Annotated in this window: 12 protein-coding genes; 5 read left to right on the top strand and 7 right to left on the bottom strand. The window is 71.9% G+C overall.

Going from position 1 to position 14132, the window contains the following annotated elements; all coding sequences use genetic code 11:
- Window positions 1–11 precede the first annotated feature (11 nt).
- The 3 genes from P3T37_RS24505 to P3T37_RS24495 all read right to left on the bottom strand — a co-directional run bounded on the left by P3T37_RS24505 (window position 12) and on the right by P3T37_RS24495 (window position 3687).
- Window positions 12–614: a superoxide dismutase gene (locus P3T37_RS24505; protein ID WP_280725982.1), complete on the bottom strand. Its 603-nt coding sequence runs from the start codon at window positions 612–614 to the stop codon at window positions 12–14.
- A gap of 306 nt (window positions 615–920) precedes the next feature.
- Entirely contained in the window at window positions 921–2183 is a 1263-nt protein-coding gene (locus tag P3T37_RS24500; protein ID WP_280726084.1) for a S53 family peptidase, read from the bottom strand.
- Between the two features lie 310 nt (window positions 2184–2493).
- Window positions 2494–3687, bottom strand: a complete 1194-nt coding sequence (locus P3T37_RS24495; protein WP_280725981.1) for a CaiB/BaiF CoA-transferase family protein — start codon at window positions 3685–3687, stop codon at window positions 2494–2496.
- 114 nt (window positions 3688–3801) lie between these two features.
- Between P3T37_RS24495 and P3T37_RS24490 the strand changes: the two genes are divergently transcribed.
- Window positions 3802–4296 (top strand): hypothetical protein, encoded by a 495-nt coding sequence (locus P3T37_RS24490; protein WP_280725980.1) that lies wholly within the window; start codon window positions 3802–3804, stop codon window positions 4294–4296.
- An 89-nt stretch (window positions 4297–4385) separates the two neighbouring features.
- Here P3T37_RS24490 and P3T37_RS24485 read toward each other — a convergent pair whose 3' ends face one another.
- From P3T37_RS24485 to P3T37_RS37090, 4 genes are all read right to left on the bottom strand, one after another.
- On the bottom strand, window positions 4386–6605 hold the full coding sequence (locus tag P3T37_RS24485) for an NADP-dependent isocitrate dehydrogenase (protein ID WP_280725979.1): 2220 nt from the start codon (window positions 6603–6605) through the stop codon (window positions 4386–4388).
- 176 nt (window positions 6606–6781) lie between these two features.
- Window positions 6782–7822: an ABC transporter substrate-binding protein gene (locus P3T37_RS24480; RefSeq protein WP_280725978.1), complete on the bottom strand. Its 1041-nt coding sequence runs from the start codon at window positions 7820–7822 to the stop codon at window positions 6782–6784.
- A 42-nt stretch (window positions 7823–7864) separates the two neighbouring features.
- Window positions 7865–8785: an amino acid ABC transporter permease gene (locus P3T37_RS24475; protein ID WP_280725977.1), complete on the bottom strand. Its 921-nt coding sequence runs from the start codon at window positions 8783–8785 to the stop codon at window positions 7865–7867.
- A gap of 159 nt (window positions 8786–8944) precedes the next feature.
- Window positions 8945–9058, bottom strand: a complete 114-nt coding sequence (locus P3T37_RS37090) for a putative leader peptide (protein ID WP_348533278.1) — start codon at window positions 9056–9058, stop codon at window positions 8945–8947.
- A 367-nt stretch (window positions 9059–9425) separates the two neighbouring features.
- Between P3T37_RS37090 and P3T37_RS24470 the strand changes: the two genes are divergently transcribed.
- The 4 genes from P3T37_RS24470 (at window position 9426) to P3T37_RS24455 (ending at window position 14131) form a co-directional block, all read left to right on the top strand.
- Entirely contained in the window at window positions 9426–10172 is a 747-nt protein-coding gene (locus tag P3T37_RS24470; protein WP_280725976.1) for a GNAT family N-acetyltransferase, read from the top strand.
- A 33-nt stretch (window positions 10173–10205) separates the two neighbouring features.
- Window positions 10206–11840: an NAD(P)/FAD-dependent oxidoreductase gene (locus P3T37_RS24465; protein ID WP_280726083.1), complete on the top strand. Its 1635-nt coding sequence runs from the start codon at window positions 10206–10208 to the stop codon at window positions 11838–11840.
- A 79-nt stretch (window positions 11841–11919) separates the two neighbouring features.
- Window positions 11920–12573, top strand: coding sequence for a GNAT family N-acetyltransferase (locus P3T37_RS24460; protein WP_280725975.1), 654 nt, complete (start codon window positions 11920–11922; stop codon window positions 12571–12573).
- Window positions 12574–12778: 205 nt separating this feature from the next.
- The gene (locus tag P3T37_RS24455; RefSeq protein ID WP_280725974.1) at window positions 12779–14131 is read left to right on the top strand and encodes a lytic transglycosylase domain-containing protein; all 1353 of its coding nucleotides are present in this window, start codon (window positions 12779–12781) and stop codon (window positions 14129–14131) included.
- Window position 14132: the final 1 nt, after the last annotated feature.

Raw genomic sequence — 14132 nt, 5'->3', positions numbered from 1 at the left:
TTCGGGATGGATCAGGCGCCGGATACCTCACGGAAGCGCGCGGCGACGTCGTTCCAGTTGACGACGGACCAGAGCTTCTCGACGTAGTCCGGGCGGACGTTGCGGTACTGGAGGTAGTAGGCGTGCTCCCAGGCGTCGAAGGCGAGCAGCGGGGTGGTGCCCTGGCCGACGTTGCCGTGGTGGTCGTAGACCTGCTCGACGATCAGACTGCGACTGAGCGGCTCCCAGGCGAGGATGCCCCAGCCGGAGCCCTGCACGCCGGTGGTGGCGGCGGTGAGCTGCTTGCGGAAGGCGTCGAAGCTGCCGAAGTGCTCGGTGAGCGCCTCGCCGAGAGCACCGTCGGGGCGGTCGCCGCCGTCCGGGGAGAGGTTCTCCCAGAAGAGCGAGTGCAGGACATGGCCGGAGAGGTGGAAGGCGTGCGTCTTCTGCAGACCGACCAGGGCGCCGAACTGCTCACTGGCGCGGGCCTCGGCCAGCTGCTCCAGGGTGTCGTTGGCGCCCTTGACGTAGGCGGCGTGGTGCTTGGAGTGGTGCAGCTCCAGGATCTCGGCGCTCATCGCGCGCTCCAGGGCGGAGTAGTCGTAACGAAGGTCCGGCAGTGCGTAGGTGCCCATCAGGACACGGCCCCTTTCGACGGGTTGGTGATCATGCTGGGACCACACTATTGCGCATAGGTTGCAACTACTACCCATATGCTTCAGCATGTCAGTGCGGGGTCGACCCCGTCAGTCACCGGACCGCACTCCTCCCCCGTGGCGCGCGTCCTTCCTTGCTGGCGATCGTCTTCCCAACCGGCACCCGCCGGGACACCGGGCCGGCCCCGCAGCTCTGCGAACGACAGCGTGCTGGGCGGGATCCGGATGCGGATCCCGCCCAGCACGGTAAGGAGTTGACGGAGCGTCAGCTATTGGCGCCAGCCGTCAGCCGACGAAGGCCGCCGTTCCGTTCGGGGTACCCAGACCGGTGGGGCCGTCGTAGCCCGAGCCGGCGGTGCAGAGGTAGGAGCCGCCGCAGTCACCGTTGGTGCCGCTGGTGACGTCGTTCAGCGCCGAGGTGTTGGCGTACGGGTCGGACGCCGGGGTGGTGTTGGCGCCGGGGGTGCCGGCCAGTGCGTAGACGCTGGCGATGATCGGCGAGGAGGCGCTGGTACCGCCGTACACCTGCCAGCCGGAGGCGCCGTAGGTGTCGTACACGGCCACGCCGGTGGCCGGGTCGGCGACGGCCGAGACGTCGGCGACCGTACGGTTGCCGCAGCCGCTGTCGGTCTGCCAGGTGGGCTTGGCCTCGTACGCGGAGCAGCCGGAGCCGGTGCCGTCACCGGAGGTGCCGCCCCAGACCGACTCGCTCCAGCCACGCGCGCTGGAGTCGGCGGTCAGCGAGGTGCCGCCGACGGAGGTGACGTACGGCGAGGCGGCCGGGTACTCGACGCCGTAGCCGCTGTCGCCCGCCGAGGCGGTGATGGCGACGCCGGGGTGGTTGTAGTACTGGCTGTCGGCGTTCGTCTCGTCAGCGCTCTCCGAGCCGCCGTAGCTGTTGGAGACGAACTTCGCGCCGAGCGTGACGGCCTGGTTCACCGCGGTGCCCAGGTCGTCCGTGCTGGCCGTGTTCGCCTCCACCAGGAGGATGTTGCAGTTGGGGCAGGTGGCGCTGACCATGTCCAGGTCGAGCGAGATCTCACCGGCCCAACCCGAGTCGGCAGACGGGTAGTTGGTGCCGCCGTTCTCGTCGACCTTGCTGAAGCAGCCGTTGGCCGAGGTACAGGCCGGCAGGCCGAACTGGCTGCGGTAGGTCGCCAGGTCGGTCTCGGCGTTGGGGTCGTCCTGGGCGTCGACGATGGCCACGGTCTGACCCGCACCACTGGACGCGGCGGCCGAGGCGAGGTTGTAGGCGCTCTGGATGTCAGCCGGACCGAAGCCCGAGACCGCGGCGGCCGGGGCGGCGCTGGTCGACCGCGCCCCGGTGGCATGGGCCTTGAGGGGAGTTCCGCTGGTGACCCGCAGCGCGTTGCAGGCCATGTAGCCGACGTGCGACGGCACCGCGCAGGACCGGGCGACGCTCACGTGTCCGTGCCCGTGCGCGCCCGCCGCCGGCGCGGCGTCGGCGGGGGCGACGGCGAGGCCGGAGAGGGTGAGACCCACCACGGCGGTGGCGGCCAGCGCGGTGCGCCGGGCGGCTGAGGTGATCGAGGTACGCAAGAGACCTGCTCCTCTGTTCCGGTGAACCGGGGTGTGGGGGAGGGCCCCTTGGGGGTGGGCCCAGCCGCTGACGTCCTCCGGCGGTGGCTCAGTCCGCGGAGTACGTGATGTCAGCAGCCGGGCCCGACTGTAGATTTCCGCGGTCATGACAATCAATGGGTCGTTCAGGAAATACACAGAATTTTCTCAGGAACGCCAGCATCGCCTTCAGTTGGCCACCGCGGAAACAGGCGGGCCAGGCGGGCGCAGACGGGCGCAGACGGGATATTTCGGACAGACCGTCAGGGCCGGTGCCCGCTCAGAGCGCCCCGGCCGCACGCAGCGCGGCGATCCGCTCGGGGCCGTACCCGAGCGCAGCCAGCACGTCCTCGGTGTGCTCGCCCAACGCGGGCACCGGGCCCATCGGCAGCTCGACACCGGCGAAGCCGAACGGCGGTAGCAGGCCGCGGACTTCGCCGACCGGGGTGGCCACCGGCCGCCAGCGGTCGCGGGCGGCGAGCTGCGGGTGCCCCAGCAGGTCGCCCACCTCGTTCAGCCGCGCCGAGGCGATCCCCAGGCCGTCCAGGCGGGCGATGACCTCCTCGACCGTCATGGTCGCGGTACGCCCGCCGACCAGCGCGTCGACCACCCGCCGCCGGCGCGCCCGGACCACGTTCGTCGCCCACAGCGGATCGTCCGCCAGCTCGGGACGGTCCAGGAAGCCGGCGGCGAACCGGGCCCACTCGCGGTCGTTCTGAACCCCGATCAGCACCAGCCGGTCGTCGGCGGTCGGGTACGCGTCGTACGGCGCGAGGCTCGGGTGCGACAGACCCGCCCGGCCCGGCGACACGCCGCTCCCCTGGGTGTAGTAGAGCTGGTACCCCAGCCACTCGGCGGTCGCCTCGAACATCGAGATCTCGATCGCGGCGCCCTCCCCGCTGCCCGCCCGCCCGACCAGCGCGGCCATGGTGGCGGACAGCGCGTACATCCCCGCCGCGATGTCGGAGGTGGGCACGCCGGTCTTCACCGCCTGCTCGGCCGGCCCGGTCACCGAGGCGAGCCCCGCCTCGCACTGGATGAGCATGTCGTAGGCGCGCTTGTCGCGGTACGGCCCGGTCGAGCCGTAGCCGGACATGTCCACGGTGATCAGCCGCGGGTCCCGCTCCCGCAGCGCGGCCGAGCCGAACCCGAGGCGGGCGGCGGCGCCCGGCGCCAGGTTCTGCACGAAGACGTCCGCCCCGGCCACGAGTTGAGCCAGCACCGCGCGCCCCTCGGCCGTCTTGAGATCGAGGGTGATCGACTCCTTGCCCCGGTTCAGCCAGACGAAATGGCTCGCCATCCCGTGCACCGTACGGTCGTAGCCCCGCGCGAAGTCCCCTCCGTCGGGCCGCTCGACCTTCACCACCCGCGCACCCAGGTCCGCCAGATGCCGCGTCGCCAACGGCGCGGCCACCGCGTGCTCCAGCGCGACGACGGTGACGCCGTCCAGCGGCAGCCCCTTGGCGAACGTCATGGGCGGGTCTCCTTCAGCGATGGGCGGTTGATGGCTGCAAACCACGTTCAAAGAGGCGGCTCCGCAAATCCTCGCCGACATGGACGATCCGTGTCTGCTTCTACGATGACGTCCATGGATATCGAGGTGAACCCCCCGACCGGCATCACCGGCTTCCCCCTCGGAATGCCGGCAGCCGCCCTCAAGGTGGCGGCCGCCGCGCTGGGAACCGTCCAGGTGCAGGACGAGGACGCACCGGATCTCTTCCACCCCATGAAGGTCCTCGCCCTGCACCCGCAGTTCGAGATCACCTTCACGCTGCCGGACGGCAAGAGCCTCGCCAGCGCCGAGGTGTGGACGCCCCGGCCCGGGCCCGAGGATGTCACGGTCCGCTTCCGCGGCATCGACGTCTTCCGCACCCCTGCCCGGCAGTTGCTCGCACAGCTGCGGGCCATGGGGCTGACGGTGCTGGACGAGACCCTCTACGCGTACGTTCCGCAGCTGTCGCTCGGCTTCACCCGGGTGGCCGGGCACGAGGTGCCGCTCGACACCGACGGTGAACCGCTGTACTTCCAGGCCGTTCTGACCGGGCCGACCGACTACTACGACTACAAGCTCGCCCAGGGCTGAGCAGAACCGGCCCAGACAGGGCAGAGGCCCCCGGGCCCGGCCGGCCGCGAAGCGGCGAGCCGGGGCCGGGGGCCTCTGGTGTCAGCGTCTCAGCCGAGGGTGGCGATGGCCTCGTTGAGGGTCTTCGACGGGCGCATCACGGCCGAGGCCTTGGCGGCGTCGGGCTGGTAGTAGCCGCCGATGTCGACCGGCGAGCCCTGGACCGCGATCAGTTCGTCGACGATGGCCTGCTCGTGCGAGGCCAGCGTCTTGGCGAGCGCGGTGAAGGCCTCGGCGAGCTGCGTGTCGGCGGTCTGCTCGGCCAGCTCCTGGGCCCAGTAGAGGGCCAGGTAGAAGTGGCTGCCGCGGTTGTCGATGCCGCCCAGGCGACGGCTCGGCGACTTGTCCTCGTTGAGGAAGGTGCCGGTCGCCCGGTCGAGGGTGTCGGCCAGGACCTGCGCGCGGGCGTTGTCCGTGGTCTGCGCCAGGTGCTCGAAGCTGACGGCCAGCGCGAGGAACTCGCCCAGGCTGTCCCAGCGCAGGTAGTTCTCCTTGACCAGCTGCTGGACGTGCTTGGGGGCGGAGCCGCCCGCGCCCGTCTCGAACAGGCCGCCGCCGTTGATCAGCGGAACGACGGAGAGCATCTTGGCGCTCGTGCCGAGCTCCAGGATCGGGAACAGGTCGGTCAGGTAGTCGCGCAGCACGTTGCCGGTGACCGAGATGGTGTCCTCGCCGCGGCGGATCCGCTCCAGCGAGAACGCGATCGCCTTCTCCGGCGACATGATCTCGATCTGCAGCCCGTCGGTGTCGTGCTCGGGCAGGTACGCCTTCACCTTGGCGATCAGGTTGGCGTCGTGCGCGCGGCCCTCGTCCAGCCAGAAGACCGTCGGGGTGCCGGTGGCCCGGGCGCGGTTGACCGCGAGCTTGACCCAGTCGCGGATCGGCACGTCCTTGGTCTGGCACATCCGGAACACGTCGCCGGCGGCGACCGGCTGCTCCAGCACCAGGTTGCCGGCGGCGTCGACGACCCGGACCGTGCCCGCGGCGGCGATCTCGAAGGTCTTGTCGTGGCTGCCGTACTCCTCGGCGGCCTGGGCCATCAGGCCGACGTTCGGCACCGAGCCCATGGTCGCCGGGTCGAAGGCGCCGTGCGCGCGGCAGTCGTCGATGACGACCTGGTAGATGCCGGCGTAGCTGCTGTCCGGGATGACCGCGAGGGTGTCGCCCTCGTTGCCGTCCGGGCCCCACATGTGGCCGGAGGTGCGGATCATGGCCGGCATGGACGCGTCGACGATGACGTCGCTCGGCACGTGCAGGTTGGTGATGCCGCGGTCGGAGTCGACCATCGCCAGCGCCGGGCCCTCGGCGATCTCGGCGTCGAAGGACGCCTTGATGGCCGCACCCTGCGGGAGCGCGTCCAGGCCGTGCAGGATGGCGCCGAGGCCGTTGTTCGGGTTCAGGCCGGCCGCCGCGAGCACCTCGCCGTACTGGGCGAAGGTCTTCGGGAAGAAGGCGCGCACCACGTGGCCGAAGATGATCGGGTCGGAGACCTTCATCATGGTGGCCTTGAGGTGCACCGAGAACAGCACGCCCTCGGCCTTGGCCCGGGCGACCTGGTCGGCGAAGAACGCGCGCAGCGACGCGACGCGCATCACCGAGGCGTCCACGACCTCACCCGCGAGCACCGGCACCGAGGCGCGCAGCACCGTGGTGGTGCCGTCGGCGGCGGCCAGCTCGATCCGCAGGACGGTGTCCTCGGCCAGCACGGCGGAGCGCTCGGTGGAGCGGAAGTCGTCGGCGGTCATGTGCGCGACGTTGGTCTTCGAGTCGGCCGTCCAGGCGCCCATGCGGTGGGGGTGCGCCTTGGCGTAGTTCTTCACCGAGAGCGGCGCGCGCCGGTCGGAGTTGCCCTCGCGCAGGACCGGGTTGACGGCGCTGCCCTTGACCTTGTCGTACCGGGCGCGGACGTCGTGGTCCTCGTCGGTCTTCGGGTCGTCCGGGTAGTCCGGAAGCGCGTAGCCGGCCTTCTGGAGCTCCGCGATCGCCGCCTTGAGCTGCGGGATGGAGGCCGAGATGTTCGGCAGCTTGATGATGTTGGCGCTCGGGCTCTTGGCGAGCTCGCCGAGCTCGGCCAGCGCGTCCGCGATGCGCTGGCCCTCCTCCAGACGCTCCGGGAAGCTGGCGATGATCCGCCCGGCCAGGGAGATGTCGCGGGTCTCCACCCGGACGCCCGCCGTCGAGGCGTACGCCTGGACCACCGGCAGGAACGAATACGTCGCCAGGGCCGGGGCTTCGTCTGTGTGGGTATAGATGATGGTCGAGTCAGTCACCGGGTACTCCGCTTCACGTCGACAACGTCTCGACATCAAGATATCTCGTGATCGCCCGTTCCCGACACCGACCCCCGGCGGCGGGCCTCCGGCGCGTCGTCGGGGGTCGGTGTCGGTGTCGGTGTCGGGGGTCGGTGTCGGCAAGGCGCTACTGCGGGCCCCGGCGACCGCTCAGGTCAGGTGTTGGTCAGCGGCAGCCCCGGCGGGTTGACGGCCGAGCTGGGCACGGCCTCGTTGGACAGGTTCCAGGCCGCCAGCCACTTGGCGTAGTCACCGGTGGCGATCAGGTGGTTGATTGCGTCGGCGACGGGCTTCGCCAGCCCGTCGTCCTTCTTGGTGGTGGCGCAGATCAGGCCCTGCAGGGTCGCGCCGGCGCCGGAGTAGGTGCCGGCGTTGCGGGTCGGGTTCGGCGACTTCGCGGTCTGCCCGATGTGGTAGGCGACGCTGGGGTTGGGGGCGAAGTAGGCGTCGATCCGGCCCGAGTTCAGCGCGAGGTAGGTGCTGGCGGCGTCCGGGAAGTACTTGATGGTCAGCGTCTTGCCCTCGGCCTTGAGCCTGGTCTGCCACTCCAGCAGGATCTTCTCCTGGTTGGTGCCCGCGCCCACCGCGACGGTCTTGCCGGCGAGGTTCTCGGCGCTGCTGTCGAGGGTCAGGGTGCTGGTCTTCAGCACCTCCAGGCCGAGGTTGTCCTGCCGGTAGCAGGCGAAGTCGTACTTGGTCTTGCGCTGCTCGGTGTCGGTGATGTTGGAGAAGCCGACATCGTCGCGGCCGCTGTCGAGGCCGACGAAGAGGTTGTCCCAGGTGGCGTTGTTGAGCACCGGCTTGAGGCCGAGGACCGCCGCGACGAGTCGGCCGAGGTCGGGCTCGGAGCCGGTGAGGGTCTTCTGGTCCGAGCCGACGAAGCCGATCGGCGGGGAGCCGGACGGCAGCTGGCCGAGCCCGATGGCCAGCTGCCCGCTGCCGAGCACCGAGGCGGGCAGCTCGGCGCGGATCGAGGCGACCTGGGCGACCGTGAGCGAGGTCTCGGTGGCGGCGCCGTTGGACAGGGCGCCGACGTCGACCACGGTGCTGCCCGCCGGAGCGGCTGCCTTGGCGCTGCCGGTGGCGCCGGTGGTCGCGGTGGTGCTGCTGCCGCAGGCGGTCAGAGCGGTGCTGAGGGCGATCAGGGCGACGGAGGCGGAGATGGTACGGGTGCGTCTGAATCCGGCGCTGGACATGCTTCTCCTCGGAACGGTTGAACGGGCGTGTTGTAAGGGGGCTCAGCGCGAGGTGCCGCGGGCGTAGTGGCGCTCCACGGAGAACTGGGCGACGGACACGACGCTGGTCAGGATCACGTACCAGACGGTGGCCACCATCAGCAGCGGCACCACGTCGCCCGGGTAGGTGCTGCCCATGCTCTGGACCTGGCCGAACAGGTCCAGCAGCGAGACGTAGAAGACCAGCGAGGTGCTCTTGATCAGGCCGATCAGCTGGTTGACGTACGAGGGGACGATGGTGCGCAGCGCCTGCGGGAGGACGATCCGCACGAACTGGTGGCGCCGGGGCAGGCCGAGGGCCGCGGCCGCCTCGTGCTGGCCCTGGTCGACCGACAGCAACCCGGCCCGGACGACCTCGCTGGCGTAGGCGGCCTCGTTCAGGCTCAGCCCGACGGTCGCCACCACCAGGTCGGTGGCCAGCGTCGACTCGCGGAAGTGCACCAAGCCCGGACCGAACGGCACACCCAGGCTCAGCGTCCGGTACAGCGCGCTGAAGTTGTAGAGGATCAGCAGCACCACGATCAGCGGGACGGACCGGAAGAGCCAGACGTAGCTCCAGGCGACCGCCCGCAGGACCAGGCTCTTCGACATCCGGGCCAGCGCCAGCAGGACCCCGCCCGCCAGGCCGAGCACCGCGCTCAGCGCGGTGACCTCCAGGGTGACGAGCAGGCCGCCGGTGATCACCGGGCGGGCGAACCAGTACTGGAACCGGTCCCACTGGTAGAACGGGTTGGTCACCAGCCCGTGGGCGAACTGCGCGACCAGCACCACCACCAGCACGCTCACCAGCCACCGGCCGGGGTGCCGCAACGGGACCACCCGCTGAACGGGGACCTGCTGGACGGGGACGGGCGCGGCTTGGACGGGCGCGGATTCGGACGGTCTGCGGGCAGGCGAGAGCACGGGAAGGGGTGGCTCGTTCATCGGGGGAGCTCCAGCGAGCGAAGGTCGAAAACTCCGGGCGTCAACGATCAACCAGCGGCGCGGGCAGCACAGTTGCGGCCGGGCAGCGGTGATCGGGCCTGCCGGGTCAGAACGACGGCAGGGCGGTGCCGGGGGTTACCGGCAGGCAGCGGCGGGCACTCAACCGCGACAGAGCGCGCTGCTGACGCGCTGGAGGTCCACATGGCGCCTGGCGACCTGGAGTTGGAAGGATCCGTGCGGGAGCGGCGCGCTGCCGCAGCGTCGTGCGTCCATGCCGTTCACCCCGCCCCTCCGGTCAGCAAGCCAGGGCTCGATTCTGACGCTCATAACCGACGCTCACGTTAACCGGTGTAGCGGTCGCGAGCAATCCCCTTCCGAGGGGCGGACCGTGAACCCGGGTGGCGCGCGGGGTCGGCATGTATCGTGGCCTTCTTCCTGGTAGCGGTCGAGACGGGCTGGGTCATGCGTACACGCCAACTGCGTTCCGAGTGGGCCCCCTTGGGCTGCCCGCTGGTGCGTCAGCGGTGGATCGACGGGGTCGGCTCGCCGACCGGCCTCTGTCAGCCGTGACGTTCCGGCCCCAGCGCATCACCAACTCCCGTCGCCCCGCCGCCTGCCAGGGATCAAGGATCGGTTTCGCATGTCCACTTCCATGTCCGTGCCTGTCTCCGCTGACGCTGCCGCGCTCCCCCACCCGCTGGACCGTCCGGTCCGGGCCGCGCTGCTCGGCCCGCACGCGCACCTGGCCGAACGGTACGGGGACCTGCTGCGCTACCCCGTCGACGTCTCGCCCTTCCTCGCCCTGCCGGACGTGCCGGACGAGGCCACCTGGCGCTCGGTGGCCGAGCTCTTCGGACCGGGGGTGATCGTCCCGGTCGCGGGCCTGCCCGACTCTCCGCCGCCGCACTGGGAGGTGGTCAGGCGCATCCCCTGCGTCCAACTCGTGGACGAGGGCGTCGCCGTGGCGCCCGACGAGGAGGCCGTCATGCTGGGTCCGGCCGACGTGCCGGAGATGCTCGAACTGGTCGCCCAGGCCCAGCCCGGCCCCTTCCTGCCCCGCACCATCGAGCTCGGCGCGTACCTCGGAATCCGGCGCGGCGGCGCCCTGGTGGCGATGGCCGGCGAGCGCATGCACCCGCCGGGCTGGACCGAGATCAGCGCGGTCTGCACAGCTGCGAACCACCGCGGGCAGGGCCTGGCCACCCGGCTGGTACTCGCCGTCGCGGCCGGCATCCGGGCCCGGGGCGAGACGCCGTTCCTGCACGCGGCCGCGAGCAACACCAACGCGGTCCGGCTCTACGAGTCGCTGGGCTTCGGGCTGCGCCGCCGGATCGACTTCGTCGCGGTCCGGACGCCCGAAGCCCTCGCCAACGGCGGCTCGCGCTGATAGGACAGGGCCATGCAGCCCGCCGCACCGCCGATGCCCACCCGGTCCGGATACGACGCCGTCATCGTCGGCGGCGGCCACAACGGCCTGGTCGCCGCCGCCTACCTGGCGCAGGCCGGGCGCAGCGTACTGGTCCTGGAGCGGCTCGGCCGCACCGGCGGCGCGGCGGTCTCCACCCAGACCTTCTCCGGCGTGCAGGCGCGACTGTCGCGCTACTCCTACCTGGTGAGCCTGCTACCGCACAAGATCATCGATGAGCTGGGGCTGCGGTTCGCCGTGCGCAGGCGGCGGATCTCCTCCTACACCCCGACCGTGCGCGGCGGACGGCCGACCGGCCTGCTGGTGGACGCCGGCGACCCGACCCGCACTGCGGCGGCATTCCACCAACTCACCGGCTCCGAGCGTGAGTTCGAAGCCTGGCAGCGGTTCTACGCGATGACCGGCGCCGTGGCCGAGCGGGTCTTCCCCTCCCTCACCGAACCGCTGCCAACCCGGGCCGAGCTGCGCCGGCGGGTGGCCGATCCGGCGGCCTGGGAGGCGCTCTTCGAGCGGCCGCTCGGCGAGAGCGTGGAGCGCCACTTCACGGACGACCTGGTCCGGGGCGTGGTGCTCACCGACGCGCTGATCGGCACCTTCACCCATGCCCACGATCCGTCGCTGCGGCAGAACCGCTGCTTCCTCTACCACGTGATCGGCGGCGGCACCGGGGACTGGGACGTGCCGGTCGGCGGCATGGGCGCGCTCACGGACGCGCTGGCCGACGCGGCGCGGGCGGCCGGCGCGCAGATCCTCACCGGCTGCGAGGTGACGGCGGTGGCCACCGACGGAACGGCCGCCGAGGTGACCTACCGCAGCGGGGACGAGGAGCACCGGGTGGGCGCCCGGCAGGTGCTCTGCAACGCCGCACCGCAGACGCTGGCCCGGCTGCTGGGCGAGCGGCCCGACCCCGCGGCGGCGCCGGAGGGCTCGCAGCTCAAGGTGAACATGCTGCTGCGGCGGCTGCCCCGGCTGCGCGACACGTCGGTGGACCCGCGCGAGGCGTTCGCCGGAACCTTCCATGTCGCCGAGTCCTACCGGGAGTTGGAGTCCGCCTACCGGCAGGCGGCGGACGGGCGGGTGCCCGTCGCCGCGCCGTCCGAGATCTACTGCCACTCGCTCACCGACCCCTCGATCCTGGGCCCCGAGCTCGCCGCCCGCGGCTACCAGACCCTGACGCTCTTCGGACTGCACCTGCCCGCCCGGCTCTTCACCGCCGGCGGGACCGACACGGGCGACGCGGTCCGGCAGGCCGCGCTACAGGCCGTCCTGGGCCCGTTGGACGCGCTGCTCGCCGAGCCGCTCGCGGACTGCCTCGCGCTGGACGACCAGGGCCGACCGTGCATCGAGGCGAAGAGCCCGCTGGACCTGGAGCGCGAACTCGGCCTCCCGGGCGGGAACATCTTCCACCGGGACCTGTCCTTCCCCTTCCGCGACGGGACCGACGGCGACAACCACGGCGACAGCCACGGCGGCGACCACGGCGGCGACCGCGGCGGCAGCGCGGCCGACCGCTGGGGCGTGGCGACCGCCCACCCGAACGTGCTGCTCTGCGGCGCCGGCGCCACCCGCGGCGGCGGCGTCAGCGGCATCCCCGGCCACAACGCGGCGATGGCCGTCCTGGGTCGCTAGTCCCCTCCGCCGCGGTCTGCCGGTGCCGACGTATGTAATATGTGCAACCGCCATGCAGTCATTACTTGGGGGGCTCCGGATGCTGGACAGCGCACGCTCGTGGGTCGAGGGATGGACCGTCTCGCGGCGGACACCGAAGCCGGTGGACGTGCCGTGGGGGCTTCGCATCGCGGTCGGGCTGCCGGACCAGGCGGTCCGGCACGTCCTGCTCGACACCGACGCCGACACCGACGCCGAGACCGCCCGCAGGCTCATCGACTCCGTCACCGAGCCGGTCACCTGGGTCAAGGCGTTCCTCGAACCGGACGTCATGGAGCCCTGGTTCTCCTCCGCGTGGGAGCCGACCGATCCCGGCTTCCTGATGGCGGTGGACCTGCGCCCGGCCCTGGTACGCGCGCCCGACGGGTACAGCCTCACCACCGAGACCACCGAGACCGCCGAGGACGTCACATACGTGCGCGTCCTGGCCCCCGGCGGGGAGCTCGCCGCGCGCGGCCAGATCGCCCTGACCGATGCCGCCTGCGTCTTCGACCAGATCGTCACGGAGACGGCCCACCAGCGCCTCGGCCTCGGGACGGTCGTGATGGGCACCCTCACCAACGCGGCCGTCGAGAGCGGTGTGACCGCCGGCCTCCTGGGCGCGACCGTCCAGGGCCGGGCGCTCTACGAAACGCTCGGCTGGAAGGTCCTCGGGCCGCTGACCGGCTTCATCCACCAGCCTTTCGCCCGCTGACCAGCAGAGAAGGAAATCCCCCACCAGTTCGCCAGGCTCTCTCGGTAAGCTTCGGCGCGCGCCGGGGGTGGGACGACGGCGAGCCGGGAACGGGACGAATGGCGTGACAGGCGCCACGGTTTCGGACCTGATGGACCGCTCCCCGGACATATGACATATCGTCTGTCCGTCTACAGATCACCGGACAGCAGGGGGAGCACCCAGCATGGCGTACAGCTACATGCGCGTGACGAAGCGGGCCGCAGGGACTCTGGCGGCCCTCACCACGTTGGCCGCCCTGACGGGTTCCCAGGGGCTCGTGCTGGCACCGGTCGCGGCGAACGCGGCGGCGCCGGCCGCGCCGACCACGCCCTTCGGCAGCCCGAGCACCGACGCCGGTCTGCCGGTCGACGGCGGCGCCACCATCCCGCTGCCGCAGCCGCCCGCCGCGCCGACCGGCCAGCCCGGCGTCGGAGCCTCCCCGCTCGTGCCGACTCCCGGCGGCCCCTCGCTCCCTGCCACCGTCTTCGCCGCCTACCGCAACGCCGAGGCCTCCCTCGCCGTCAGCGACCCTGGCTGCCACCTGCCGTGGCAGCTGCTCGCCGGGATCGGCCAGGTGGAGTCGGGCCAGGCCGACGGCGGCAACGTCGACGCCGCCGGCACGACGTACACCCCGATCCTCGGGCCGGCCCTCAACGGCAACGGCTTCGCCGCGATCCCCAACAGCGACGGCTCCTGGGCGCGGGCCGTCGGACCGATGCAGTTCATCCCCTCGACCTGGGCGGTCTGGGGCGCCGACGGCAACAACGACGGCAAGGCCGACCCGAACAACATCTTCGACGCGGCGCTGGCCGCCGGCCGCTACCTCTGCGCCGACGGACGCGACCTGAACGACCCGGCCCAGCTCGACCGGGCGATCCTCGGCTACAACGACTCCACCGACTACCTCAACACGGTGAAGAGCTGGATGCAGCACTTCCAGTCGGGCGCCCCCGTGACGACGCCGGACGGCCAGCCGCCGGCTCCCGGCAGCGTGACGCCGTTCCCGCCGTTCCCGCTGTTCCCGCCGGTGTCGCCGTTCGCCTCACCGACCGCGACCCCGACGGTGCCGACGGCCCCGACCGACTCGCCGTCGCCGGTGGACACGCCGCCCGTCACGCCGCCGACTGCCGCGCCGTCGCCGAGCCCGAGCGCGCCCACCCCGAGCAGCCACCCGACGCCGCCGCCCTCCCCCAGCCCCACGGGCACCGCGTCCCCGACGGGATCGCCCTCGGCCTCCCCCAGCCCCGCGCCGTCCGGCTCGCCCACCTCCTGCCCCACGGCGAGCCCGCTGCCGTCCGGCAGCCCGAGCGCCGGTTCCTCCCCGTCCCCGTCCCCGTCCCCGTCCGCAGGCGCCACTGCCTCGCCGACGCCCGGCCCGTCGGCCTCGGCCTCCCCCACCGGCTCCCCGACGCCGCAGTGCCCCGCGCCCAGCCCTTCGGCCTCCGCGTCCGCCTCCCCGTCCCCCTCGGCGAGCGCAAGTGCCAGTGCCAGTGCGAGCGCGAGTGCCAGTGCGAGCACGAAGCCCACGCACCCGTAAC

Source organism: Kitasatospora sp. MAA4 (genome assembly GCF_029893355.1).
Taxonomy (GTDB): domain Bacteria; phylum Actinomycetota; class Actinomycetes; order Streptomycetales; family Streptomycetaceae; genus Kitasatospora.
The sequence above is the reverse complement of the archived record's forward strand: the minus strand, read 5'-3'. Positions and strand labels throughout refer to the sequence as shown.